Source organism: Natrinema longum (assembly GCF_017352095.1).
Taxonomy (GTDB): domain Archaea; phylum Halobacteriota; class Halobacteria; order Halobacteriales; family Natrialbaceae; genus Natrinema; species Natrinema longum.
Genome location: NZ_CP071463.1, coordinates 1,502,164 through 1,522,131 on the forward strand (window position 1 = coordinate 1,502,164; position 19,968 = coordinate 1,522,131).

21 protein-coding genes and 1 rRNA gene are annotated in these 19,968 nt (G+C 63.8%); 10 read left to right on the forward strand and 12 right to left on the reverse strand.

Annotated elements, in window-relative coordinates; all coding sequences use genetic code 11:
- Nucleotides 1–16: 16 nt before the first annotated feature.
- Nucleotides 17–1,488: ribosomal RNA gene (locus J0X27_RS07530) — 16S ribosomal RNA — on the reverse strand.
- A gap of 909 nt (nucleotides 1,489–2,397) precedes the next feature.
- Here J0X27_RS07530 and J0X27_RS07535 point away from each other — a divergent pair.
- Nucleotides 2,398–2,775 carry a winged helix-turn-helix domain-containing protein gene (locus tag J0X27_RS07535; protein ID WP_097381224.1) on the forward strand — a complete coding sequence of 126 codons (378 nt, stop codon included), beginning with the start codon at nucleotides 2,398–2,400 and terminating at the stop codon, nucleotides 2,773–2,775.
- Nucleotides 2,772–3,068, forward strand: a complete 297-nt coding sequence (locus J0X27_RS07540; protein WP_207271753.1) for a DUF7521 family protein — start codon at nucleotides 2,772–2,774, stop codon at nucleotides 3,066–3,068. The genes J0X27_RS07535 and J0X27_RS07540 overlap by 4 nt, the downstream gene beginning before the upstream one ends.
- 159 nt (nucleotides 3,069–3,227) lie before the next feature.
- On the opposite strand, the gene J0X27_RS07545 is transcribed toward J0X27_RS07540, so the two are convergent.
- The 3 genes from J0X27_RS07545 to J0X27_RS07555 all read right to left on the reverse strand — a co-directional run bounded on the left by J0X27_RS07545 (nucleotide 3,228) and on the right by J0X27_RS07555 (nucleotide 5,723).
- Nucleotides 3,228–3,881: an HVO_0476 family zinc finger protein gene (locus J0X27_RS07545; protein ID WP_207271754.1), complete on the reverse strand. Its 654-nt coding sequence runs from the start codon at nucleotides 3,879–3,881 to the stop codon at nucleotides 3,228–3,230.
- A 164-nt stretch (nucleotides 3,882–4,045) separates the two neighbouring features.
- Nucleotides 4,046–4,627 carry an LURP-one-related/scramblase family protein gene (locus J0X27_RS07550; RefSeq protein ID WP_097381221.1) on the reverse strand — a complete coding sequence of 194 codons (582 nt, stop codon included), beginning with the start codon at nucleotides 4,625–4,627 and terminating at the stop codon, nucleotides 4,046–4,048.
- Nucleotides 4,628–4,766: 139 nt separating this feature from the next.
- Nucleotides 4,767–5,723, reverse strand: coding sequence for an aminopeptidase (locus J0X27_RS07555; RefSeq protein ID WP_207271755.1), 957 nt, complete (start codon nucleotides 5,721–5,723; stop codon nucleotides 4,767–4,769).
- Nucleotides 5,724–5,933: 210 nt separating this feature from the next.
- Between J0X27_RS07555 and J0X27_RS07560 the strand changes: the two genes are divergently transcribed.
- Together J0X27_RS07560 and J0X27_RS07565 are read left to right on the forward strand one after the other, a co-directional pair.
- A complete protein-coding gene (locus J0X27_RS07560; protein ID WP_207271756.1) occupies nucleotides 5,934–6,947 on the forward strand; it encodes a type II glyceraldehyde-3-phosphate dehydrogenase in 1,014 nt (337 codons plus the stop codon).
- A gap of 140 nt (nucleotides 6,948–7,087) precedes the next feature.
- Nucleotides 7,088–7,489 carry an Hsp20/alpha crystallin family protein gene (locus tag J0X27_RS07565; RefSeq protein ID WP_097381218.1) on the forward strand — a complete coding sequence of 134 codons (402 nt, stop codon included), beginning with the start codon at nucleotides 7,088–7,090 and terminating at the stop codon, nucleotides 7,487–7,489.
- A 122-nt stretch (nucleotides 7,490–7,611) separates the two neighbouring features.
- On the opposite strand, the gene J0X27_RS07570 is transcribed toward J0X27_RS07565, so the two are convergent.
- The 4 genes from J0X27_RS07570 to J0X27_RS07585 all read right to left on the reverse strand — a co-directional run bounded on the left by J0X27_RS07570 (nucleotide 7,612) and on the right by J0X27_RS07585 (nucleotide 10,399).
- Entirely contained in the window at nucleotides 7,612–8,478 is an 867-nt protein-coding gene (locus J0X27_RS07570; RefSeq protein WP_207271757.1) for an ATP-grasp domain-containing protein, read from the reverse strand.
- A 91-nt stretch (nucleotides 8,479–8,569) separates the two neighbouring features.
- Nucleotides 8,570–9,172, reverse strand: coding sequence for a hypothetical protein (locus tag J0X27_RS07575; RefSeq protein WP_207271758.1), 603 nt, complete (start codon nucleotides 9,170–9,172; stop codon nucleotides 8,570–8,572).
- A gap of 379 nt (nucleotides 9,173–9,551) precedes the next feature.
- Nucleotides 9,552–10,082: a 50S ribosomal protein L16 gene (locus J0X27_RS07580; protein ID WP_006182876.1), complete on the reverse strand. Its 531-nt coding sequence runs from the start codon at nucleotides 10,080–10,082 to the stop codon at nucleotides 9,552–9,554.
- A gap of 83 nt (nucleotides 10,083–10,165) precedes the next feature.
- The gene (locus J0X27_RS07585; RefSeq protein ID WP_207271759.1) at nucleotides 10,166–10,399 is read right to left on the reverse strand and encodes a helix-turn-helix domain-containing protein; all 234 of its coding nucleotides are present in this window, start codon (nucleotides 10,397–10,399) and stop codon (nucleotides 10,166–10,168) included.
- Between the two features lie 447 nt (nucleotides 10,400–10,846).
- Between J0X27_RS07585 and thiE the strand changes: the two genes are divergently transcribed.
- The 3 genes from thiE to J0X27_RS07600 all read left to right on the forward strand — a co-directional run bounded on the left by thiE (nucleotide 10,847) and on the right by J0X27_RS07600 (nucleotide 12,789).
- On the forward strand, nucleotides 10,847–11,512 hold the full coding sequence (gene thiE / locus J0X27_RS07590; protein ID WP_207271760.1) for a thiamine phosphate synthase: 666 nt from the start codon (nucleotides 10,847–10,849) through the stop codon (nucleotides 11,510–11,512).
- On the forward strand, nucleotides 11,509–12,339 hold the full coding sequence (gene thiM, locus J0X27_RS07595) for a hydroxyethylthiazole kinase (protein WP_207271761.1): 831 nt from the start codon (nucleotides 11,509–11,511) through the stop codon (nucleotides 12,337–12,339). The genes thiE and thiM overlap by 4 nt, the downstream gene beginning before the upstream one ends.
- 177 nt (nucleotides 12,340–12,516) lie before the next feature.
- Complete coding sequence (locus J0X27_RS07600; RefSeq protein WP_207271762.1) at nucleotides 12,517–12,789, forward strand: DUF7553 family protein; 273 nt, start codon at nucleotides 12,517–12,519, stop codon at nucleotides 12,787–12,789.
- 259 nt (nucleotides 12,790–13,048) lie between these two features.
- Here J0X27_RS07600 and J0X27_RS07605 read toward each other — a convergent pair whose 3' ends face one another.
- Complete coding sequence (locus J0X27_RS07605; RefSeq protein WP_207271763.1) at nucleotides 13,049–13,681, reverse strand: rubrerythrin family protein; 633 nt, start codon at nucleotides 13,679–13,681, stop codon at nucleotides 13,049–13,051.
- A gap of 162 nt (nucleotides 13,682–13,843) precedes the next feature.
- Between J0X27_RS07605 and J0X27_RS07610 the strand changes: the two genes are divergently transcribed.
- Nucleotides 13,844–15,061 (forward strand): polysaccharide deacetylase family protein, encoded by a 1,218-nt coding sequence (locus J0X27_RS07610; protein WP_207271764.1) that lies wholly within the window; start codon nucleotides 13,844–13,846, stop codon nucleotides 15,059–15,061.
- Nucleotides 15,062–15,226: 165 nt separating this feature from the next.
- Here the strand turns inward: J0X27_RS07610 and J0X27_RS07615 are convergent, their stop codons facing one another.
- The gene (locus J0X27_RS07615; RefSeq protein WP_207271765.1) at nucleotides 15,227–16,090 is read right to left on the reverse strand and encodes a sulfurtransferase; all 864 of its coding nucleotides are present in this window, start codon (nucleotides 16,088–16,090) and stop codon (nucleotides 15,227–15,229) included.
- Nucleotides 16,091–16,368: 278 nt separating this feature from the next.
- Here J0X27_RS07615 and J0X27_RS07620 point away from each other — a divergent pair, with 278 nt between their 5' ends.
- Entirely contained in the window at nucleotides 16,369–17,181 is an 813-nt protein-coding gene (locus J0X27_RS07620; protein WP_207271766.1) for a sulfurtransferase, read from the forward strand.
- 217 nt (nucleotides 17,182–17,398) lie between these two features.
- Entirely contained in the window at nucleotides 17,399–18,106 is a 708-nt protein-coding gene (locus tag J0X27_RS07625; protein ID WP_207271767.1) for a ferritin-like domain-containing protein, read from the forward strand.
- Between the two features lie 93 nt (nucleotides 18,107–18,199).
- Here J0X27_RS07625 and J0X27_RS07630 read toward each other — a convergent pair whose 3' ends face one another.
- Together J0X27_RS07630 and J0X27_RS07635 are read right to left on the reverse strand one after the other, a co-directional pair.
- Nucleotides 18,200–19,633 carry a dihydrolipoyl dehydrogenase gene (locus J0X27_RS07630; RefSeq protein ID WP_207271768.1) on the reverse strand — a complete coding sequence of 478 codons (1,434 nt, stop codon included), beginning with the start codon at nucleotides 19,631–19,633 and terminating at the stop codon, nucleotides 18,200–18,202.
- 85 nt (nucleotides 19,634–19,718) lie between these two features.
- Nucleotides 19,719–19,940 carry a type II toxin-antitoxin system HicB family antitoxin gene (locus J0X27_RS07635; protein WP_097381206.1) on the reverse strand — a complete coding sequence of 74 codons (222 nt, stop codon included), beginning with the start codon at nucleotides 19,938–19,940 and terminating at the stop codon, nucleotides 19,719–19,721.
- Nucleotides 19,941–19,968: the final 28 nt, after the last annotated feature.

Genomic DNA, 19,968 nt, shown 5'->3' on the forward strand with positions numbered 1-19,968 from the left:
CCCCAGTCCCGGTCTGTGGAGGTGATCCAGCCGCAGATTCCCCTACGGCTACCTTGTTACGACTTAAGCCCCCTTGCGGAGCCCAGATTCGACCGACGTTCCGTCGGCCTCATCCGGACCCCACTCGGGTGCTTTGACGGGCGGTGTGTGCAAGGAGCAGGGACGTATTCACCGCGCCCTTCTGAGGCGCGATTACTACCGAATCCAGCTTCATGAGGGCGAGTTTCAGCCCTCAATCCGAACTACGACCACGTTTCGGAGATTAGCGTCCCCTCTCGGGGTTGCATCCCACTGTCGTGGCCATTGTAGCCCGCGTGTCGCCCAGCACATTCGGGGCATACTGACCTACCGTTGCCCATTCCTTCTCAGTTTGGCACTGGCAGTCTCCCTAATGTACCCAACCACCACGAGGGTGTTGCTGGCAATTAGGGACGTGGGTCTCGCTCGTTGCCTGACTTAACAGGACGCCTCACGGTACGAGCTGACGGCGGCCATGCACCTCCTCTCAATGGCTCCAGTAAGATCATCAATCTGACCTTCACTGCACATTGTCGATGCTGGTGAGATGTCCGGCGTTGAGTCCAATTAAACCGCAGGCTCCTCCGGTTGTAGTGCTCCCCCGCCAATTCCTTTAAGTTTCATCCTTGCGGACGTACTTCCCAGGCGGTCTGCTTCACGGCTTCCCTACGGCACAGCACAGGCTCGTAGCCTGTGCCACACCTAGCAGACATCGTTTACAGCTCGGACTACCCGGGTATCTAATCCGGTTCGTGACCCGAGCTTTCGTCCCTCACCGTCGGATCCGTCTTTCCAGAGCGCTTTCGCCACCGGTGGTCCGTCCAGGATTACGGGATTTCACTCCTACCCCGGACGTACCCTCTGGATCTTCCGGTCCCAAGCCACACAGTTTTCACCGGACGCCTGCGCGTTAAGCGCGCAGATTTCCCGACGAACTTGCGTGGCCAGCTACGGACGCTTTAGGCCCAATAATAGCGGTCATCACTCGTGCTGCCGGTATTACCGCGGCGGCTGGCACCGGTCTTGCCCAGCACTTATTCTGCGACCACCTTACGGTCGCAAAAAGCGAGGACTATATGCCCTCGCACTCGGAGTCCCCTTATCGCACTCGCGTGCAGTGTAAAGGTTTCGCGCCTGCTGCGCCCCGTAGGGCCCGGTATCTTGTCTCAGATACCGTCTCCGGGCTCTTGCTCTCACAACCCGTACCGATTATGGGCACGGTGGGCCGTTACCCCACCGTCTACCTAATCGGCCGCAGCCACATCCTATAGCGCCTGAACGTTTCCGGTTCACACCACTCCAGGTGTCGAACCGTATTGGCTATTAGCCTCAGTTTCCCGAGGTTATCGCCGTCTATAGGGTAGTTTGGCCACGTGTTACTGAGCTATCTGCTACGAGTCTGAACTCGTGCAACTAGCATGGCTAAATCGGACTCCAATAGCAATGACCTCCGGCAGGATCAACCGGAATGCTATATTACTCCCCGTGTGGGGAGGGTCTGTTGGCGGTGAATGTTAGTACACACTCACACATAATGGGTCCACGTTCGATGACACACTGATCGCCGACCGATCGAGCGTCACCGAACTACCAAGGCTAACATCAGATCCCATCTGTACGGCGGACCGCAGGGGTGGAATCCTCATCTCTTGCGGATGTAATCGTACACCGTCCGGGGTACATAACCCCTTTGGGTTCGATCCATCCGGGATGACGGAACGAGTTGAACGTTCCGTCGATCACACGTTCTTCGTGTTCACATCCGAATGCCCTCGTACATATAAGGGCGTCGGATCGATCCTGCACCGGAAACCGCATCCGGCAGCGGGATGTACGATCACAACTGAACGCCCAGACGCGTATAAGGGCCCCGGATCGTCGTGGACGGAGAAACCGACCACGAACACATCCATAGTGGAGCCCTCGAGTACGGATAAGGCCGTCGGATCGAACCGACGGGTCGTCCGAGAGCGGATGTGATGCCTACCTCCGTGCCGGGTTGCGGCCGGAGGGAACGTGGCGGGTGTGCCACGTCGTTCGCATTACAATCGAATGCCCGGTTCACATATAAGGCCGTCGAACGAGACTCGTATCGGAACCCGATACCATGGCATGATTTTCCACGAGATGATCGTCGCGATAACAGTAATAAACGCAGCCGTCGCTCGAGCGATTCGACTCGACGGCGAGTGAATGTTACGCGGGCGGAGGTCGGCCGGTCATCCCACCCTCGAAGGTGCGGTCGGGCCGGATGATACCCGCGTGGTGTCACACTCGAGCGCGCACGCGCAAGAAGGCTTCGTGTCAGAAGTTGCCGAGTGAGAGCGATGGGAGACGCATCGATGCCGATAAACCATGTGCGTCATAAGGGGAACACGAATGGTCCGGGACCCGTTCGCTTCGGAGTCGACGACGTCCGCGGAGGAAATCTGCGCTGCGTTGGACGATCCCGACTGCCGTGAGATTATTCGCAATCTCGAGGAACCCATGACTGCTGCCGAGCTATCGAAGCAGTGTGAGATCCCCCAGTCGACGCTGTACCGCAAGCTCGAGTTGTTGACCGAGGCGACGCTCCTCGAGGAGTCGACGGAGATTCGACAGGACGGGCATCACGCGAGCAAGTACTCGGTCGCGTTCGACGAGATTACGCTCGGGTTAGACGAGGATCGATCGCTGTCAGTCCAGATCGAGCGGCCGGCCCGGACCGCCGACGAACGGCTCGCAGAACTGTGGTCGGAGGTACGAAAGGAAACATGAACGCGCTTCCAGCCGGTCCGACGGAGATGACACTCGCGCTGACGGTCGTCAAGACGCTCGTGCTCGTGGTGGGTGGGTTCATCACGTATTTCGCGTTCAAGGCGTATCGTCGGACCCGACAGCGGGCATTGGGCTATCTCGCTGCCGGCTTCGGTCTGGTCACGCTCGGGTTAGTACTCGCCGGTATGTTGTACGAGCTGCTCGGCGTCCTCCTCATAACGGGAATTTTACTCGAAAGTCTGCTCGTTTTGGCTGGCTTTCTCGTGATCGCATATTCGCTGTACGTTCAGTAGGCGGTCGGTGTCACCGATTTTCGAACGGCTGACCTCGAGGAAGAACCGACACGAACGGCGCGGACGCGTGTACGCGGGAAGGAGTGGGGACTCCAGGCCCCATTAGGTTCGAAGGTGGACACGGCCTGTATGAGGACTCCGCCGCGTGTACCGGGAAAATTACCAGGCGGACCAGGCGCTGCTCTGTTCGTCGTAGGCGTAGACGCGCTTGACGTCCTTCGCGAAGGCAGTATCGCCCTCCATATCGAACCGATCCCGCCGGTAGCCGTCGGCGTCGCCGCGGACGACGAAGGCGTCGATCTCGAACTCGTCGTCGCCGAAGGATTCGACCGCACCGACCTCGAACTCGTAGTCGCCGGGAACGTGGACCGTGATGCTCCGACTGTCCTCCCGTGACCCGTCCTGTGGATGGACGGTCACGTTGACCCCGACGTTGTCGACCTCGCGGGTCCAGACGGTCTCGACCTCGTCGGCAGGCGCTTCCTCGACTCGTTTTTGCCCGCCGAGTTCGAGACTCGTCACGCGAACCGTCGAGAGGACTTCCTCGGTCTCGAGGATGAACTCGTCGCCGACCTCGATGGTCTCGTCCTCGGGCGTGGTGACGTTCGCCGTGAACGATTCTCCGCCCTGGGAGACGACGACGTCGAGCGTGACTTCGCTCTCGCGGTCGGGTTGGATCTTGTGGACGTGACTACACTCGCTGCACCGAACGGTGAGGGTACCGCCGCCGTCCGTGAGTACCTCGTGGACCGTCTCGAGGTCCGGCGAGCACGAAGGACAGGGCGTCGGAACCCGATCCGGTAGTTCGCTCATACCCCCTGTACACGCTACGCACCTAAAAGACGATTGAACCCGTCTTACTCCCGGACAGATGTCGACTTCTGGGTCGAACGCCATGGGAGTCGGTTCGTCCCTGCAGCCGACACGGAAGAGGACACTAGTCCCGTTCCAACCGTCGACTGCAGGCGTGGACCGCACTAGTTCCCCTGAATCGCGTCGATGACCATCGCCGCTGCAACGATGGGCTCTTTCGGGACGGTGCTGGCGTCGTCGATGGTGATCTCGTAGCGGTCCCGCAGCGAGAACTGTCCATCGATGGAGCCGACGTGAGCACCCTCTTGATCGGTGATCTCGTACTTGTGGGGGATCCAACCGCCGAACGGAACGATGTTCCGGGCCAGCGTCACCATCGCACCACGGGAGTTGATTTCGGCCAGTTTCGCCTCCGTGGTCGCATCGCGGATCTTCCAGGTGTCCTGAAGCAGCGAGTAGTCGTTATCCAGGATAACGAGATTCTCGCCGGTCTCGGCGTCTGAAAGCACGTAGTTCCCTGCGACGTCGATGATGCCGCCGGCTTTCACCGTGAACACCTCGTTGCCGTCGGCGTCGACGAACGGAAACTCCTCTTTCATCTTGAGCATCTTCTGTTTACCCCTGAGAACGACGTTCCCGTCGACGTCGAGCGCTTTGTACTTGTTCCGAACGAGTCCCTGCTCGACAGTGTATCGGTCGTCCGTGAGCTCTATCCCCCGAATGTCGTATCCCTTCGTTCCGCTCATCGGTCCGAAATCACACTATCATCACTTGAAACCACTAGGTTCCCACACGTACTGTGAAGATTTAATCGATCGACACGGACGGAATTTCCCCTCGAGACAGACACGAAACGGAGCCGAACGCTCGGACGCACCCAACCGATCAGGAATCGCCCGGCTGGGGAAGTTCGACGCGCTCGCCGTCGGCGAAGACGGTCGGCTCCCGAACGATCCCGTCGAGGTGGATCGGCGCTTCCGTCTCGCCGCCGATGCCCGCGTTGTCGCCGATCGCGATGTGGACGGTACCACCGGCCTTTTCGTCGAGGAGGACCGAGCCGACGAGTTCGGTGACTGCCACGTTCGTCCCGATACCGAGTTCCGCGAGGTTGTACGCGGCGTCCTCGACCGCCTCGGAAGCGGTCTCGACCGTCTCTCGGATCTCGTCGTCGGAGATGTGCGTGACGAGGCCGTCCTCGACCTCGAACGTGAGCCGGTGATCCTCCTCGAGCAGACCGTGGGGACGCATCGTCCCGTCGACGACGAACGTTCCGTCCGCGGTCGTGGGACTGATAAATACCTCGCCGGCCGGGAGGTTCGACATTTGACCGGGTTCGTGGACGATACCGGTGTCCGAGAACCAGTCCCGTCCGCCAACGTCGAAGGTGATATCAGTTCCAGCGTCGGTAGTGACGCGAATTTCGTCGGCGTCAGCGACCTGCTCGCGGACCGCTTCGCAGTGGGCCGCGATGGACTCGTAGTCGGCGTCGAGGCCGGTCGTGAAGACGTCCTCGGTGATGCCGGGCAGCGTCGCGACCCTCGCGCCGGCCTCGTTGGCTTCGGTCCGGGCCCGAGTGTGACTCAGGCTCTTGGTCGTCGGCGCGAGCACCACGTCGGCCCCGGCCATCGCAGCTGCAACCGGTGCCGGCGGCTCGCTACCGTGGGTTTCCCCCGGCGGATAGCGGACGAGCACGGCGTCGTCGGTGATCTCGGTCGCCACCTCGTAGATCGCCTCTCCGATGGGTTCGCGCTCGTCGTCGGTAACGACCGCACACGACTCTCCCGTCTCCAGACCCAGACACTGGCGGACCGCTGTCTCCGCCGCGTCTCGAAGTGCTACCATACGTGCGTGTGTGGTGAGCGAGCCGATATGTCTTGCCTTCGGTCTCGCGGATGGGTTCTCGACCGGCTTCGAAGAAGGGGATCCGATCGAGTGAGGGGACGAACGAAAACTCCGATCGTCCTCGAGATCGATCCTGAACTCCGATCCGAGTAACAATCGGCTGCGAGGGCTCGAAACGATTATCCCGCTCGGTGGTTCACTCCCGAGTATATGCTACAGGTCGCCATCAACGGCTACGGCACGATCGGCAAGCGCGTCGCGGACGCCGTCCGGCAACAGCCCGACATGGAGGTACTGGGAGTTGCGAAGACGCGGCCGAACTTCGAGGCCGAAACAGCGATCGAGAAGGGCTTTGCACTCTATGCGGCGGTCGAAGAACGCGAGGAACTGTTCGCCGAGGCCGGCCTCGAGATCGCGGGGCCGGTCGAGGACCTGGTGGCAGACGCCGACGTCGTCGTCGACGCCACGCCGTCGGGGATCGGCGCGCAGAACAAGGAACTCTACGAGGAGTACGACACGCCCGCGCTCTATCAGGGCGGCGAGGACGCCGACCTCACCGACGTGAGCTTCAACGCACGCTCGAACTTCGAGGACGCCGTCGACGCGGACCACGTGCGCGTCGTCTCCTGTAACACGACCGGGCTCTCTCGCGTCATCGCGCCGCTCCGGGAGGCGTACGGCGTCGAGAAGGTCCGCGCGACGCTCGTCCGTCGCGGTGGCGACCCCGGCCAGACATCGCGTGGGCCGATCAACGACATCCTCCCGAATCCGGTGACGATTCCCTCCCACCACGGTCCCGACGTCGAGACCATCTTCCCCGATCTCGATATCGATACGCTCGGCATGAAGGTGCCCGCGACGCTGATGCACATGCACAGCCTCAACGTCACGTTGGAGGAGGAAGTCGACGCGGCCGACGTCCGCGAACTGTTCGCCGACGAGTCGCGCCTGTTCCTGATTCCCGAGCGGATGGACATCGACGGCAGCGGCAAACTCAAGGAGTACGCGCTGGACGCGGGCCGACCGCGCGGCGACATCTGGGAGAACTGCATCTGGGAGGAATCCGTCTCGACCGTCGGCCGGGATTGCTACCTGTTCCAGGGCATTCACCAGGAGAGCGACGTCGTCCCGGAGAACGTCGATGCCATTCGTGCCGTGACCGGCGCTGCCGACGCCGAGGAAAGCATCGAAACGACCAACGAGACGCTCGGGATCGGGTTCTAGACACGCCTCCGTCTCCCTCGCTCGAGTCGACTCGAGCGAGCGACTGTCCCGGACGACCATCCCCACGCCGGCCGACGATCGGCTCCCGGTCGTATAGCAGCGACAGAAAGTTTTTCCCACCCGCCACCCTACACCCGTCCATGCGCCGAGACGACCGCGACGAACCCTTCGACGACCTGTTTCGCGAGATCGAACGAATGATGAACGAGATGATGAACGGAGCCGATGCCAACGTCGATTTCAACTCCTCGAGTGCGGTCGACAACGGGTTCGGCATGGACACCCACGTCGACATCCACGAGACCGACGACGAGGTCCGCGTGGTCGCCGACCTCCCTGGCGTCGAAAAGGACAACATCGAACTCGAGTGCGACGGCGATACCCTGACGATCTCCGCGGAGAGCGACCACCGCCAGTACGACGAGCGCGTCTCGCTGCCGACCCGCGTCAACGAACACAGCGCATCGGCGACTTACAACAACGGCGTCCTCGAAGTCGTCTTCGATCGTGCCGAACAGTCCTCCGATATCAGTCTCGAGTAATCGGGCAGTCGCGGTCGAACCGACTCGGTTTCGGTCTTCTCAGACGGACTCCTGTACGTCAGTACCGATAGGACCCCGAACTCCCCTGTGGTTACGCCGGTGGATGGGTACAACGGATCGTCTCAGTCGCCAACGGTGCGGATCGCGGTCGCGAGCCGGTCGTAAAAGTCCGGTTCGTACTTCGTTTCCTCGTCGATCGTCGGTCGCGCGTTCGTCTCGTTGATCACCAGCCGGTCGTCCGTCTCGAGTACGTCCACGCCCAGAAACGGGATCTCGAGTTCGGCAGCGACCGATTCGGCGAGCTCGCGCCACGCGTCGGGGAGGTCGACGCCGGTCGCGTCCGCGCCGCGGTGGACGTTGTGCTTCCACTGGCCCTCGCTCACCGCCTCGTCGGGCAATCTGCGCTCGACCGCGCCGACGTACTCGCCCTCGAGTATCATCACCCGGTAATCGGTCGCGTTCGGGAGGTACTCCTGGACGAGAAAGGACTGGTCGCCGGTCGCCCGGTAGTCGTGGACCAGCGAGAGGTAGTCACAGATCCCCAGAAAGGAATCCAGATCGTGAGCCTTCGCGACCCCCACCCCTCGCGTCGTCGAGTTGGGTTTGACCACGACGGGCGGCTCGAACCGCTCGAAGACGTCGACCAGTTCGGCCTCCCCGACGTCGTTCGAGACGTAGACCGACTTCGGGACCGGCAGATCGGCCCGCCCGAGGCGCGCCAGTACCTCGGCCTTGTTGCGCGAGGTCAACACCGCTTCGTGGTCGTTGAGCCACGGAATCTCGAGGAGGGCATCCGCGACCCCGCCTTCCATGAGCCGCCCCGGATAGACGAAGCCGACGTCGTACTCGTCGGGACCCCACGGTGGATCACCGAGCGGGACTGTGCGCTCGCGCACGGGCACGTGGTGAACTGCTATCCCCCGCTCGGCCAGCGGCTCCCCCATCCGCTCGAACGTCTCCTGATCGTTCGCGACCGCGAGATCGATCATACGCGGTACTCGGGAGGAGATGGGGAAAAAGGTGTCTCGTGGCTACGATAGGGAACGCGGGACCGAAACGAGGAGTGCTCGACCACCGGCGCTACTCGTCGGCCGCCTTCACTCGCACGTCGTACGCTTCCCGCACGAACGGCCCGTCGAACGAGACGGTCTCGGTCGCGTCAGCGTCCAGTTCGAGCGTCCGCCGTTCGTCCGTCGTTTCGCCGTCCGGTGAGGTGAGTGCGATCTCGACGAGCCCCTCCTCGCCGTCGTTTCGGACGTCCGCCTCGACGCTCCCGACCTGCGCCTCGAGGAAGTAGGCGTCGTACCCCTCGGCCGAAACGTCGTCGACGACGACATCGCGCCGTTCGCCCGCCGCGAAGTGGACGAGAGTCACGCGAGCGGGAGCGCCGGCCGTGAGGACGTCACCGTCGGTCTCGTCCGCCTCGAGGAGATACAGCGAAATCGCGGCCTCGCCGTCGTCGCCGGCGTTTTCGAACGTCGCGGCGAACTCGTGGTCCGAGTCCGCGTCGATCGACTCGACGGGCGGAACGACGTCGCCGTCGACGTGCTCGACCGCCGGAACTCGAACGTCTCCGACGACCGGTTCCGGCGGGTCCTCGGATTCGGACTCGAACGCAGCACATCCTGCGGCCGAGATCGTGAACAGACTTCCCCCGGCGGCGAGGACTCCTCGGCGATCCATACGTAATATGCCATAGCGAACCCACGTTATTCTTTTCGTCTGATTGGCCACCAAACAAACTGATGCCGGCGTGATCCGGCATGCAGCACGGAGACGTGCGGACCGCTTACGTATCCGAATGTTCCGTGGCCGGGAGTGCGTCTCGAGCAGATGCGAGAGACGCACGATCCGGGGAAAGGCAGGCGGTTGACCGAACCGACCGCGAGTGAGTGCCGAAGGCACGAACGAGCGGGCCGACGACTGAGGTGACCGAGTGACGATCAGGAACGAGGGAACGGAAGGAGGAGTGCTTTTGGTCCAGCTTTTACCGAGCGACAACGCGCCGTGGAGCGGCATCGCCGCTCCCGGCGCGAAACGAGCGCAAAGTAAAAGGTGGTTTCTAGGCGATCAGCTGTTCTTCGCCACGCTCGACGACGACGCGACACGGCGGCGAGATCTTGTTGTAGGAGCGCCGGAGCGCGTCCTTGGCGAACTCGGCGTCGTCGACGTCACACCAGATGGTGAAAATGCGCTCGCCGGCGTCGATGCGAGCGGCGGTGCCGACGATCTTCCCGAACGCCTGGCGCATCCCGTCGGAAACACGGTCTGCACCCGCGCCCGTCGCCTGCTTGTTCTCCCGGATGACGTGGTGGGGGAACTTGCGCAGGACCATCTTGTAGTTGTTCTCGCCGGCGTTTTTCAGCATGTGCCGATTGGCCGAGAGGCGGGAAGCCTCGAGCGAACCGTGACGGATCTGGACCTCTTCTTCCGTGATGAGGCTGATCTGGACGGGGTAGTCCTCGGCGTTGGCCTGGGCGTCGCCCATCTTGTGCTGTGCGATCTTCGAACCCGGGATGCCAGTAATGTACTCGCGGCGCGTGTAGGCCGGCTTACTGATCTCCCGGTACATGGAGGCAGGCTTGTCTGACATGGTTGTGATTACTTACGAGAACGGAGGCCCACCGCGCGGATAAAGGCTTCGAAGCACCGCGTCGGGCGGGGTTGAGCGGGCTCTCAGTTGGCGACGACGTACTCGGACTCGGTTCGTTCGATCAGCTCTTCGCTCTCGAGCGAGGACAGCACGCTCAGAACGGACAGTTTCCGCATGGCCAGCAGTTCACTGAGGTCCGTCGCGGTCGCTCCGCCGGTCGCCTCGAGCGTGAGGTAGACGAGCTTGCTCTGTGCGGAGCCGAGCTCCGCGGGGACGTGGCCGAGTCGATCGGTCGTTCGTGCATCGTGTTTCATCATATACAGATCCACCACGATCCCACATATAACTCTATGGTGTAGAGAATATAGATTGGCTAGTAGGTAATGATGTGGTTATATACCTATAAGGATGGAGGATCGGGCGCAGGACGGTGAGACGGGACTCCCGACGCTGTCGCAGTGATCGCCTCGCGTCTCGTTCGGGGTCGCTCCGGAACTCGTTCCCGCTATAGTAGCCACTGAAAGTCGATGCAGACTTGACCACATGACAGTGTCGCGGTCAGTGTGTCGATCGTTTCAGTGGCTACGGCAGTAGTACAGCAGTCGTCAACGAGTGGGTCCGATCGCATCCGGGGCCGAGCGAACTCGACAACTGTAATCACGCTCGAACGGACGATCCGTTTTTGCGCCGCTTCTCGGCTCCCCGTCCGGTCGTGTGGCGTCTCGATCGAAGCCACTTAGTGATATTACCGACTGGTGTCAGCCGTGAATCCCTCGAACTGGCGGGTCTACCTGGTCACGCAGGCGTCGCTGTCGGGCGACCGATCGACACTCGAGATCGTCGACGCGGCTATCGACGGCGGTATCGACGCCGTCCAACTCCGCGAGAAGGAGACGAGCGCCCGATCGCGGTACGAACTCGGCCTCGAGTTACGCGAACGCACGGCGGCGGCGGGCGTCGACCTGATCGTCAACGATCGGATCGATCTCGCCCGGGCGATCGATGCCGACGGAGTCCACGTCGGACAGTCGGATCTTCCGGTGTCGGTCGTTCGTGACCTGCTCGGGCCGGACGCGATCGTCGGTTGTTCGGCGTCGACGGTCGCGGACGCTCGGGAGGCGGAAGCCCACGGCGCGGACTACCTCGGGGTCGGGGCCGTTTACGGAACGTCCTCGAAGGACGTCGACGAACCCAAAGACGGGATCGGTCCGGCTCGGGTCGCCGAGATCGCCGACGCGGTCTCGGTTCCGGTCCATGGGATCGGCGGGATCACGGCCGACACCGCCGCACCCGTCGTTACAGCGGGCGCAGCCGGGGTGGCCGTAATCAGCGCGATCACGGCAGCGCCGGATCCACGAACCGCGACGGAATCGCTTGCTGCCGCCGTCGAAACGCCAAAGGAAGTCGGTCGCGGAGGACGAAGAGAATGAGCGTTACTGACATCGCCGCCGCGGACCTCGCGGACTCGGTTCGGACGGTCCGGGAGACGGAGCCGCTCGTCCAGCACCTGACGAACACGGTAACGATCAACGACGTGGCGAACCTGACCCTCCACTGGGGCGGGTTGCCGGTGATGGCCGACTCCTTCGGGGACGCCGGCGAGATGGCCACAGCCGCGCGTGCGGTCGTGATCAACATCGGGCAGGTGCCCGACGGCCGCGTCGAGGCCATGCACGAGGCCGGCCGGACGGCCAACGAGCGTGGGATACCGGTCGTCCTCGACCCCGTCGGCGTCGGCTCGACGCCCTCGCGCGACGCGGTCGCGGAAAGCCTCCTCTCGGAGGTCGAATTCGCCGCGATCAAGGGCAACTACGGCGAGATCAGTGCGCTCGCTGGCGTCGAGGCGGAGGTCAAAGGCGTCGAGTCGATCGGTGACTACGAGGGAATCGAGCGGACGGCCCGTTCGGTCGCCGAGTCGACCGGCGCGATCGTCGTCGCCTCGGGCGTCGAAGACGTCGTCGCGGACGCCGACGGCGCGGTCCGAGTGGCCGCGGGCCACGAGATGCTCGGCGAAGTCGTCGGGACCGGCTGCATGCTCGGCGCGACCGTCGGGACGTTCTGTGGTGCACTCGAGGAGGCCCACGAAGCTGCCGTCCACGGCGCGCTCGCCTTCGGCCTCGCCGGCGAACGGGCGGCCGAGCTCGAGTACGCGGGCCCGGGGAGCTACCGGACGAACTTCCGCGATGCCGTCTACGGAGTCACCGGCGACGCCGTCGCGGAGCGCTCGCTCGAGGATCGGATCGAACGGGCCCTCTGAGACGGTCTCCTGTCCGTCGGTGCCGGTGTGACCGAGACCGTCCTGCGGTCCCACCGGGAGATCGGGACAGCAAACCGTATGAGACGGGACGTGCCGGCGGCCCAGTCGACGTCCCGTCCTTCCAGTGACTCGGAACGGACTGAAACCGTTTTAATACCTCCGGGAGAAGCGTCGGCCATGGCTCGAGAGGAACTCGAGAACGCGGCCGAGTCGATCGAAGACGCGGCAGCGGCCGCGTCCGACGACGAGGCACAGGAACGACTCCAGAACCAGGCGGCGAAGTTCGAGGACTACGCCACGGCCGACCACGGGCCCGACCACGGACAACTCGCGCGCCACGAACACATTCTGAACGACATCGCGGACGACGAGGGCGGCGACGTCGCCGATCACCTCGAGGACGCCCTCGGGGCGATCACGGAGTTCCGGTCGACGCTCGAGGGCGTCTAGGGGTCTGGGAACCGACGTTTTTCGCGGTGTGAGAGGATGATGAGGGAGAACTCGAGAGTCCTCGAGCCGCGACGCCGAGCCTGAACGGAGACGGGCAGCTCCGGCGGTGAAGGCCGACGAGTCCTGCTCGCGTGCCGACAGGGAACCGCCACGTCCTCCCCAGCCGATTCGCTCGTGGTACTCGCTCATCCCTCGCGTGCGTTCGAGCAACGGGTCGCCATCGGCGACCCGTCGCTCAGCACGCGCCACCGCTGGCTCGTTAGCAGACCGGTTTGGGGTTCGCGCCCATCCCTTCGAGCGTCTCGACGTACTCATCGTAGGCGGCCTGGATCGCACCCGTCGCGGCCTCCTCGGCGCGGTCCCAGTCTTCCTCGCCCTCACAGACCGTCTCGAGGAGTGCTGTCGCGCGCTCGAGTTGGTCGTCTAAGTCCTCGCCGAAGCCGCGAAACAGGCTGGCGGTCTGGGGGTCGGCGTCGCCGACGAAGTAGCCGACGACCTGGTCTTTCGAGCGCTGGCTCGCGAGGATGCGACCCACGAGCGCGCCGACGCGGGAGACGGTGTCCTCGCGGTCGCGCAGGTACGCGTGGAGCTGGGGCGTCTCGGTCGGCTCGTACTCGTCGTCGAGTTTGCCGTCGACGGTCTCGTAATGGCCCCGTTCCTCCTCGGCGGTCGTCTCGAAAGCCGCGCGGGCCTCCTCGTTGGGTTCGTCGTCGGCCCACCCGAGGAAGGTCTGCCAGGCGGCGTACTCGGCGTCGGCGGTGGCCTCGAGGACGGGTTCGGTGTCGATCTCGCCGCCGGTGTCGGCGTACAGCGACTTCGAGGAGCCGAGTCGTGAAAGGGCGGTCTGGTTTTCCTCGCTGACGGTTTCGACGAACGTCTCCGGATCGGTCATGGGGACGCATTCGAGCGGGGCCGGGTTATGTTTATCGTGACGACGCTCGCCTCGATGTCGCCTCGGGGTCGCGACGTCGGCCGGTAGTCACCTGTTACTGTTCGAAAAGCGAACTCCAACGATAGCATAACAATTACCACGCCGGGACTGTCCACGAGCGAAATGAAACGACGAGCGTATCTGGTGACGGCTGCTGCGGCGACGCTCGGTGGCTGTTCCGCGCTGAGTGGTTCTGACACCTCGGACGATCCAAACGAAACGGACGGGAACGAGTCCGATGACTCGGATACGATCGACGAAGAACCCGGGTCGTTCGATCAGTTCGACGACCTTTCGATGTGGGAGGTGATGGACGGCTCGCTCGAACTGGACGAAGACCGAACGTACGTCGGCGAGCAGTCCGGTCGGATGGAAGCCGGGATGCGCGAGGATCGGGTCATGATCAAACGACGGTTCGACTCGGTTCGGGACCTCTCCGACGAGTTCCCCGCGGTGGCGTTCATGACCGAGGACGACGTCGATCCGGTCGTTCAGCTCACCGATACCGACGGCAACCGGCTGCTCCTCCAGAGTACCACCGTCCCGGGACTCCCGTTTGCACACCACGATTTCAGTGTTATCGACACCGACGGCGATCCCGATCTGAGCGCGATCGAGCACGTCAAGATCTCCGCGTGGGCGGGCGAGGGGCGGTCCGTGACGGTCTGGGTCGACGACCTCCACTTCGTCTCCCGGCCGGAGACGGGCAAGGTCCTCCTCCAGTTCGACGGCGGTGCCGAGTCCGTTTACACCCGAGCCCGCTCGACGCTGTCCGAACACGACCTCCCCGCGACGGTGTTCGTTCCCACCGACTACGTCGGCGGGAGCGGCTACCTCAGTCGCAGCCAACTCGAGACCCTCCAGGGCGACGGCTGGACGATCGGCAGCCAGGGCATGTCCGCGAGCGATCTCGCCGGCGAGAGCGAGTCGTCCCAGCGAGACCAGATCCAGGGTGCCATCGAATGGCTCGAGGACAACGGCTTCGAGGACGGTGCGAACTACTTCGCGTATCCGCTCAACCGGTACGACGGGACGACGATGGCGGCCGTCGAGGAGCACCACGACATCGGCTTCGTCGGCGGCTACGCCGGCCACGGAAACCTATCGAACCCCGCACTCGCGCCGCGGGCGGTCAGCCCGTCGGCCGACGAGGCGACGCAGTTGCTCGACCGGACGGCCCGGTTCCGGACCATCACGACGCTTACGTACGGGGACCTCACCGGCGAATCGCGATCGGCGTTCGAGGAGACGGTCGCCGCTCTCGCCGACCGCGAATCGGCCGGCGACCTCGAAGTCGTGACCCCGGACGACATCGCGTCGAACCACATCCACGAGGAGTAATCCGGTCGGGCGGGCGACCAGTCCCGCGACTGGTTCGACGGGAGTGTCGACGGCGGGAGAGGAGCGACGCCACTCGCTGGCTCGGTGGTCGACTCGAAAATCGTCGGCTTCGGAGACTGTGTAGTGTTCGTCACGAACGAGCGCGGCCCGTTCGCGCGACTACGCTTACTCGCCGCTACCGGTTTCGATCGGCGCGTTGACGAGATTGCCCCACTCGGTCCAGGAGCCGTCGTAGTTGACGGTGTCCTCGTAGCCGAGCAGTTCGTGAAGCGCGAACCAGGCGACGGAGGAGCGCTCGCCGATGCGGCAGTAGGCGACGGTCGTCTCGTCGCCGTCGATGTCTTCCTCGGCGTAGAGTTCCTCGAGTTCGTCGTAGTCCTTGAAGGTGCCGTCGTCGTTGGTCACGGCGGCCCACGAGATGTTCTTCGCGCCGGGGATGTGGCCCCCGCGCTGTGCGGTTTCCTGCAGGCCGGAGGGGGCGAGGATCTCGCCGGAGAACTCCTCGGGCGAGCGAACGTCGACCAGCGGGACGCCGCGGTCGATCGCGTTCTCGACGTCCTCTCGGTAGGCGCGGATGCTCTCGCGCGGACCGGCGGCGTCGTACTCTTTCTCCGAGAAGTCGGGCTCCTCGTCCGTGGTCGGGTAGTCGTTCTCGAGCCAGTATTCGCGGCCGCCGTCGAGCAGATAGACCTCGTCGTGACCGTAGTACTTGAACTGCCAGTAGGTGTAGGCAGCGAACCAGTTGGAGTTGTCACCGTAGAGGACGACCGTGTCGTCCTCGCTGATGCCGTGGCTCCCGAGGAGTTCCTCGAAGTCCTCCTTCTCGAGGATGTCTCGCTGGGTCTGGTCCTGAAGCTGGGTCTCCCAGTTGAACCCGATCGCGCCGGGCGCGTGGGCGTCTTCGTACGCTTCCGTGTCGACGTCGACCTCGACCAGTCGGTGGTCGGAGTCGTCGTCCTGGAAGTCGTCGAGTCGGTCAGCGACCCAGTCGGCCGTGACGAGTACGTCGTTGGCGTAGTCGGTTGCCATACCCGTTCCCACGATGGCGACACACAAAGGGACTTCTTAACCGGTCAATTCGGACACCAGTCGACTCTTTCGGGGATATTTGCCGACTCTCACAGCGCCGATTCTCGTTCCCGTCCGAGCAGGTGCTGCTTTCGCCGCTTTCGAGGGAGTATCGATATCTGCGAATCGGAACGGATCAGCACCCCCACTAAAAACAAGCAAGAGTTGCCACTGTCCCGGAAGCCGAAATCGACCCGAAACCGGTGCGTACTCGAGTCTCCGTTCCGAACGTCGGCGTAATGGACGACTCCGTCGTCGTTTCCCCCGACTGGCTCGCATCGCGTCTGGACGATCCCACCGTACGCATCGTCGACGTCAGGGATGCCTGGGAGTTCGACGGGATCGGTCACCTCCCCGGTGCAGTGAACGTTCCCTTCGACAGCTACCGCGACGAGAGCGACGTCGACCGGGGCACCCTGCCAGGTGCCGAGGCCGTCGCCGAACTGCTGGGTAACGCGGGGATCAGTCCCGAGGACACGATCGTCGCCTACGACGACACCCACGGTGTCTTCGCCGCCCGCTTCGTGCTCACCGCCCTCGAGTACGGTCACGACGATGTGCGCCTGTTAGACGGCGACTACAGCGCCTGGAACCGGGAGTACGAGACGACCAGCGAGTCACCAGAGGTCGAACCGACGGACTACGAACCCGACCCGCTCGCGCCCGAGGAAAGCCCGCTCGTGAACTACGACGCCGTCGTGGACGCCCTCGAGCGCGACGCCGTCTTCGTCGACACGCGCGAGCGTGACGAGTTCGAGGAGGCCCGCCTGCCGGGTGCCGTGTTGTTCGACTGGCGCGAGGTCGTCGACGACGAGACCCGTCGGTTGAAGCCGAAAGCGGAACTCGAGGCGCTGCTGGCCGACCACGGCATCACGCCGGATCGAGAGATCGTCCTCTACTGTAACACCGCGCGACGGATCAGCCACACCTACGTCGTGTTGAAAGCGCTCGGCTACGAGAACGTCCGCTTCTACGAGGGCAGTCTCACGGAGTGGCTCGCCAACGACGGCGAGATCGAAACGGGGCCGATCTCGGCGACCGAGGACGCCTGACCCCCCTGTAGCCGCAGTACGTCCGCTCGCGAAATACCTGAGAACGTATGGGTTTCGTCGATACCGAATCGATAGTTTTCAACTAATCACGACCGTGTCGGCGATGTCCTCTGTCGTGATATCAAGGGAGTCTGCCGGAAGCGTACGTTGGACGCGGAAACGATTGCGCGATATTTACCATCGGTTCCTGGTTGTTCGATCCGGGTACCCCCCACGCATGACCAACGACAATTCAGATCGATTCGATCTCGGTCGACGACCCGTCCTCGGCGGCCTCGCCGGAGCGTTGGCGACAGGCGCTGTCGGCACTGCAGCGGCGTCCGGAGACGGAGACCACGACGGAACGACCGACGAAGCGCCACAGGACCAGCCGGCGGAGACACCGCCCGACGCAGTCCCCGACGAATTCGGGAGCGACGTCGAGATCCTCAATTACGCGCTCACCCTCGAGTACCTCGAGGCGGAGTTCTACACCCGCGGGATCCGGAACATCGACGAGGCGGCCCTCGAACGGCAGTTCGAAGAGTGGGGGCCGATTCAGGACCGGGTCCTCAACCGGCTCCGCGTCGTTCGAGATCACGAGATCACGCACGTGGAAGTCCTCGGACGAACGGTCGAAGCGGTGGGCGGCGAACCGGTCCAGAGTCCGGAGTTCGACTTCGGGACGGCCGTCCAGGATCCGGCGGAGTTCATCGCCACCGCCGCCACGCTCGAGGATATCGGCGTCTCGGCGTACGCCGGTGCCGCGCCGTATATCGATACGTTCGAACTCGTCGCGCCGGCACTGAGTATCCACAGCGTCGAGGCACGACACGCCTCGTTCCTCCGGGAGCTCAACGGCGAGATCGGGTTCCCGGCGGCGTTCGACGATCCGCGCTCCAAATCGGAGGTCTTGGAGCTGGCGAGTGGGTTCATCGTAGACTAGGGAGCGACACGCGTTCACTCCCCTGTGCGGTATTTTTTCCGCGGGTCCGAAATCGCTCGATCCGCCGGCCGTGCTGAGCGCCAGCGAATACCCTCAGTTCCGCCCGCTCACGTCTCGCCAGTCGGGTGCCGTCGAGTACTTCGCGTCCGAAAGCTCGTCGAACGCCGCGTAGACGACCTCGTTCAGCGCAGGATGGACGTGGACCGGATCGGCGACGTCCGCGACGGTGCCGCCGCCGTCCATCGCGACGACGACCTCGTGAATCAGCGTCGACGCCTGCGGGCCGACGACGTGACAGCCCAGAATGTCGCCGTCTGGCGCGGCGAGCGCCTTCACGAATCCGTCGTCGGCTTCGAGGATCATCCCCATCGGCGCGGCGTCGTAGGGGACGGTGACGGCCTCGTACTCGCGACCGTCGGCCGCGAGCGCGGCCTCCGTTCGGCCGACGCTGGCAACCCGCGGTTCGGTGAAGATCGCGTGAGGCATCGCCCCGTAGTCGACCGTCCGGCCGGCGTCGTCGAGGACGTTTTCCGTCACGATACGGGCCTCGTAGTCGGCCGTGTGCTTGAACGGCTGGTCGCCGAGGACGTCGCCCAGCGCCCAGACGCCGTCGACGGTCGTCTCGAGGTGCCCGTCGGTCTCGATGTACCCCTTCTGGTCGGTCTCGACACCCGCGGTTTCGAGGTCGAGCGTGTCCGTATTCGGCCGTCGGCCAGTCGCCACCAGGAGTTCGTCGGCGGTGAGTTCGACCGCGTCACCGTCGTCGCTCGGTTCCGCAGTGACGACGACCGACCCGTCGTCCTGACGCACCGCCGTGGCCTCGTGGTCGGTGTAGACGTCGCAGTAGGCCCGCATCGAATCCGTGACGACCGCACTGACGTCGCCGTCCTCGCCGGGAACCAGCCGGTCGCTGCGACCGACGATCGACACCTCGGTCCCGAGTGCGCCGAAGAAATAGCCCAGCTCGACTCCGATATACCCACCGCCGACGATCACCAGTTCGTCGGGCCGCTCCGCGAGAAAGAGCACGTCGTCGCTCGTGTGGAAGTCGACGTCCTCGAGTCCCTCGATCGACGGGACCATCGGTCGACCGCCGACGGCGATGACGACGGTGTGGCCGCTGAGTTCCTGCGGTCCGTCTTCGGCAGCGTTCGGCTCGATTGCGATCGTTCGATCGTCGACGAACCGACCCTCGCCGCGATAGAGCGTCACGGTCTCGCTGTTCCGGAGGGTGGATTCCTGTGCGTCCGCCTTCTCGAAGACAGTCTCGTGAATCGAGGCCGTGATCTCGCCGTAGTCGACGCCGTTCAATCGTGCGTCGACGCCGAATTCGTCGGCGCTCCGAACGTCCGTGACCACGTCGGCCCGATGGATGAGCGCCTTCGAGGGCACACAGCCGCGGGTAATGCAGGCCCCGCCGAGCGGGCCGGGCTCGACGACGGCCGCCTCGAGACCCTGTTCGGCGACCGCGGTCGCGACCTGACTACCCGAGCCGCCCCCGAGCACGACGATATCGTAGCGTTCCATACCGATTCCGACGAGGGACGGATGCCTAAAACGAGCGCCTGCAGTTCGAATGGACGTGCCCGCCACCCGCCGTCATGCCGGCCGCCTAAAGCCAGTCGTCTCCGGTATCGTCGGCCGTCGCTTCCCGATACGACCGGACGGCCGCCGCGAGGTTTTCGAGGGCATCTTCGGGCGTCTGTCCCTGGCTCGAGACGCCGGTTTCCTCGTCGTCGGCGATGTGGAGGCCGTGATCGTTGACTCGCATGGTCACGTCCGCGTCCTCGAGTCCCTCGTAGTCGGAGGGATCGACGTCTGCGTCGGAACTCATACGTGAGTCTTCTCCCGGTCGAGTAAAA

Bases quoted from the DNA above. Each gene is read 5' to 3' on its own strand.
- J0X27_RS07570 (WP_207271757.1), bottom strand. From the start codon at position 8,478: ATGATCGATCTCGCGGTCGCGAACGATCAGGAGACGTTCGAGCGGATG.
- J0X27_RS07555 (WP_207271755.1), bottom strand. From the start codon at position 5,723: ATGGTAGCACTTCGAGACGCGGCGGAGACAGCGGTCCGCCAGTGTCTG.
- J0X27_RS07580 (WP_006182876.1), bottom strand. From the start codon at position 10,082: ATGTCAGACAAGCCTGCCTCCATGTACCGGGAGATCAGTAAGCCGGCC.
- J0X27_RS07545 (WP_207271754.1), bottom strand. From the start codon at position 3,881: ATGAGCGAACTACCGGATCGGGTTCCGACGCCCTGTCCTTCGTGCTCG.
- J0X27_RS07610 (WP_207271764.1), top strand. From the start codon at position 13,844: ATGAAACGACGAGCGTATCTGGTGACGGCTGCTGCGGCGACGCTCGGT.
- J0X27_RS07635 (WP_097381206.1), bottom strand. From the start codon at position 19,940: ATGAGTTCCGACGCAGACGTCGATCCCTCCGACTACGAGGGACTCGAG.
- J0X27_RS07550 (WP_097381221.1), bottom strand. From the start codon at position 4,627: ATGAGCGGAACGAAGGGATACGACATTCGGGGGATAGAGCTCACGGAC.
- J0X27_RS07625 (WP_207271767.1), top strand. From the start codon at position 17,399: ATGACCAACGACAATTCAGATCGATTCGATCTCGGTCGACGACCCGTC.
- J0X27_RS07605 (WP_207271763.1), bottom strand. From the start codon at position 13,681: ATGACCGATCCGGAGACGTTCGTCGAAACCGTCAGCGAGGAAAACCAG.
- J0X27_RS07565 (WP_097381218.1), top strand. From the start codon at position 7,088: ATGCGCCGAGACGACCGCGACGAACCCTTCGACGACCTGTTTCGCGAG.
- thiM (WP_207271761.1), top strand. From the start codon at position 11,509: ATGAGCGTTACTGACATCGCCGCCGCGGACCTCGCGGACTCGGTTCGG.
- J0X27_RS07540 (WP_207271753.1), top strand. From the start codon at position 2,772: ATGAACGCGCTTCCAGCCGGTCCGACGGAGATGACACTCGCGCTGACG.
- J0X27_RS07630 (WP_207271768.1), bottom strand. From the start codon at position 19,633: ATGGAACGCTACGATATCGTCGTGCTCGGGGGCGGCTCGGGTAGTCAG.
- J0X27_RS07535 (WP_097381224.1), top strand. From the start codon at position 2,398: ATGGTCCGGGACCCGTTCGCTTCGGAGTCGACGACGTCCGCGGAGGAA.
- J0X27_RS07585 (WP_207271759.1), bottom strand. From the start codon at position 10,399: ATGATGAAACACGATGCACGAACGACCGATCGACTCGGCCACGTCCCC.
- J0X27_RS07615 (WP_207271765.1), bottom strand. From the start codon at position 16,090: ATGGCAACCGACTACGCCAACGACGTACTCGTCACGGCCGACTGGGTC.
- J0X27_RS07600 (WP_207271762.1), top strand. From the start codon at position 12,517: ATGGCTCGAGAGGAACTCGAGAACGCGGCCGAGTCGATCGAAGACGCG.
- J0X27_RS07560 (WP_207271756.1), top strand. From the start codon at position 5,934: ATGCTACAGGTCGCCATCAACGGCTACGGCACGATCGGCAAGCGCGTC.
- J0X27_RS07575 (WP_207271758.1), bottom strand. From the start codon at position 9,172: ATGGATCGCCGAGGAGTCCTCGCCGCCGGGGGAAGTCTGTTCACGATC.
- J0X27_RS07620 (WP_207271766.1), top strand. From the start codon at position 16,369: ATGGACGACTCCGTCGTCGTTTCCCCCGACTGGCTCGCATCGCGTCTG.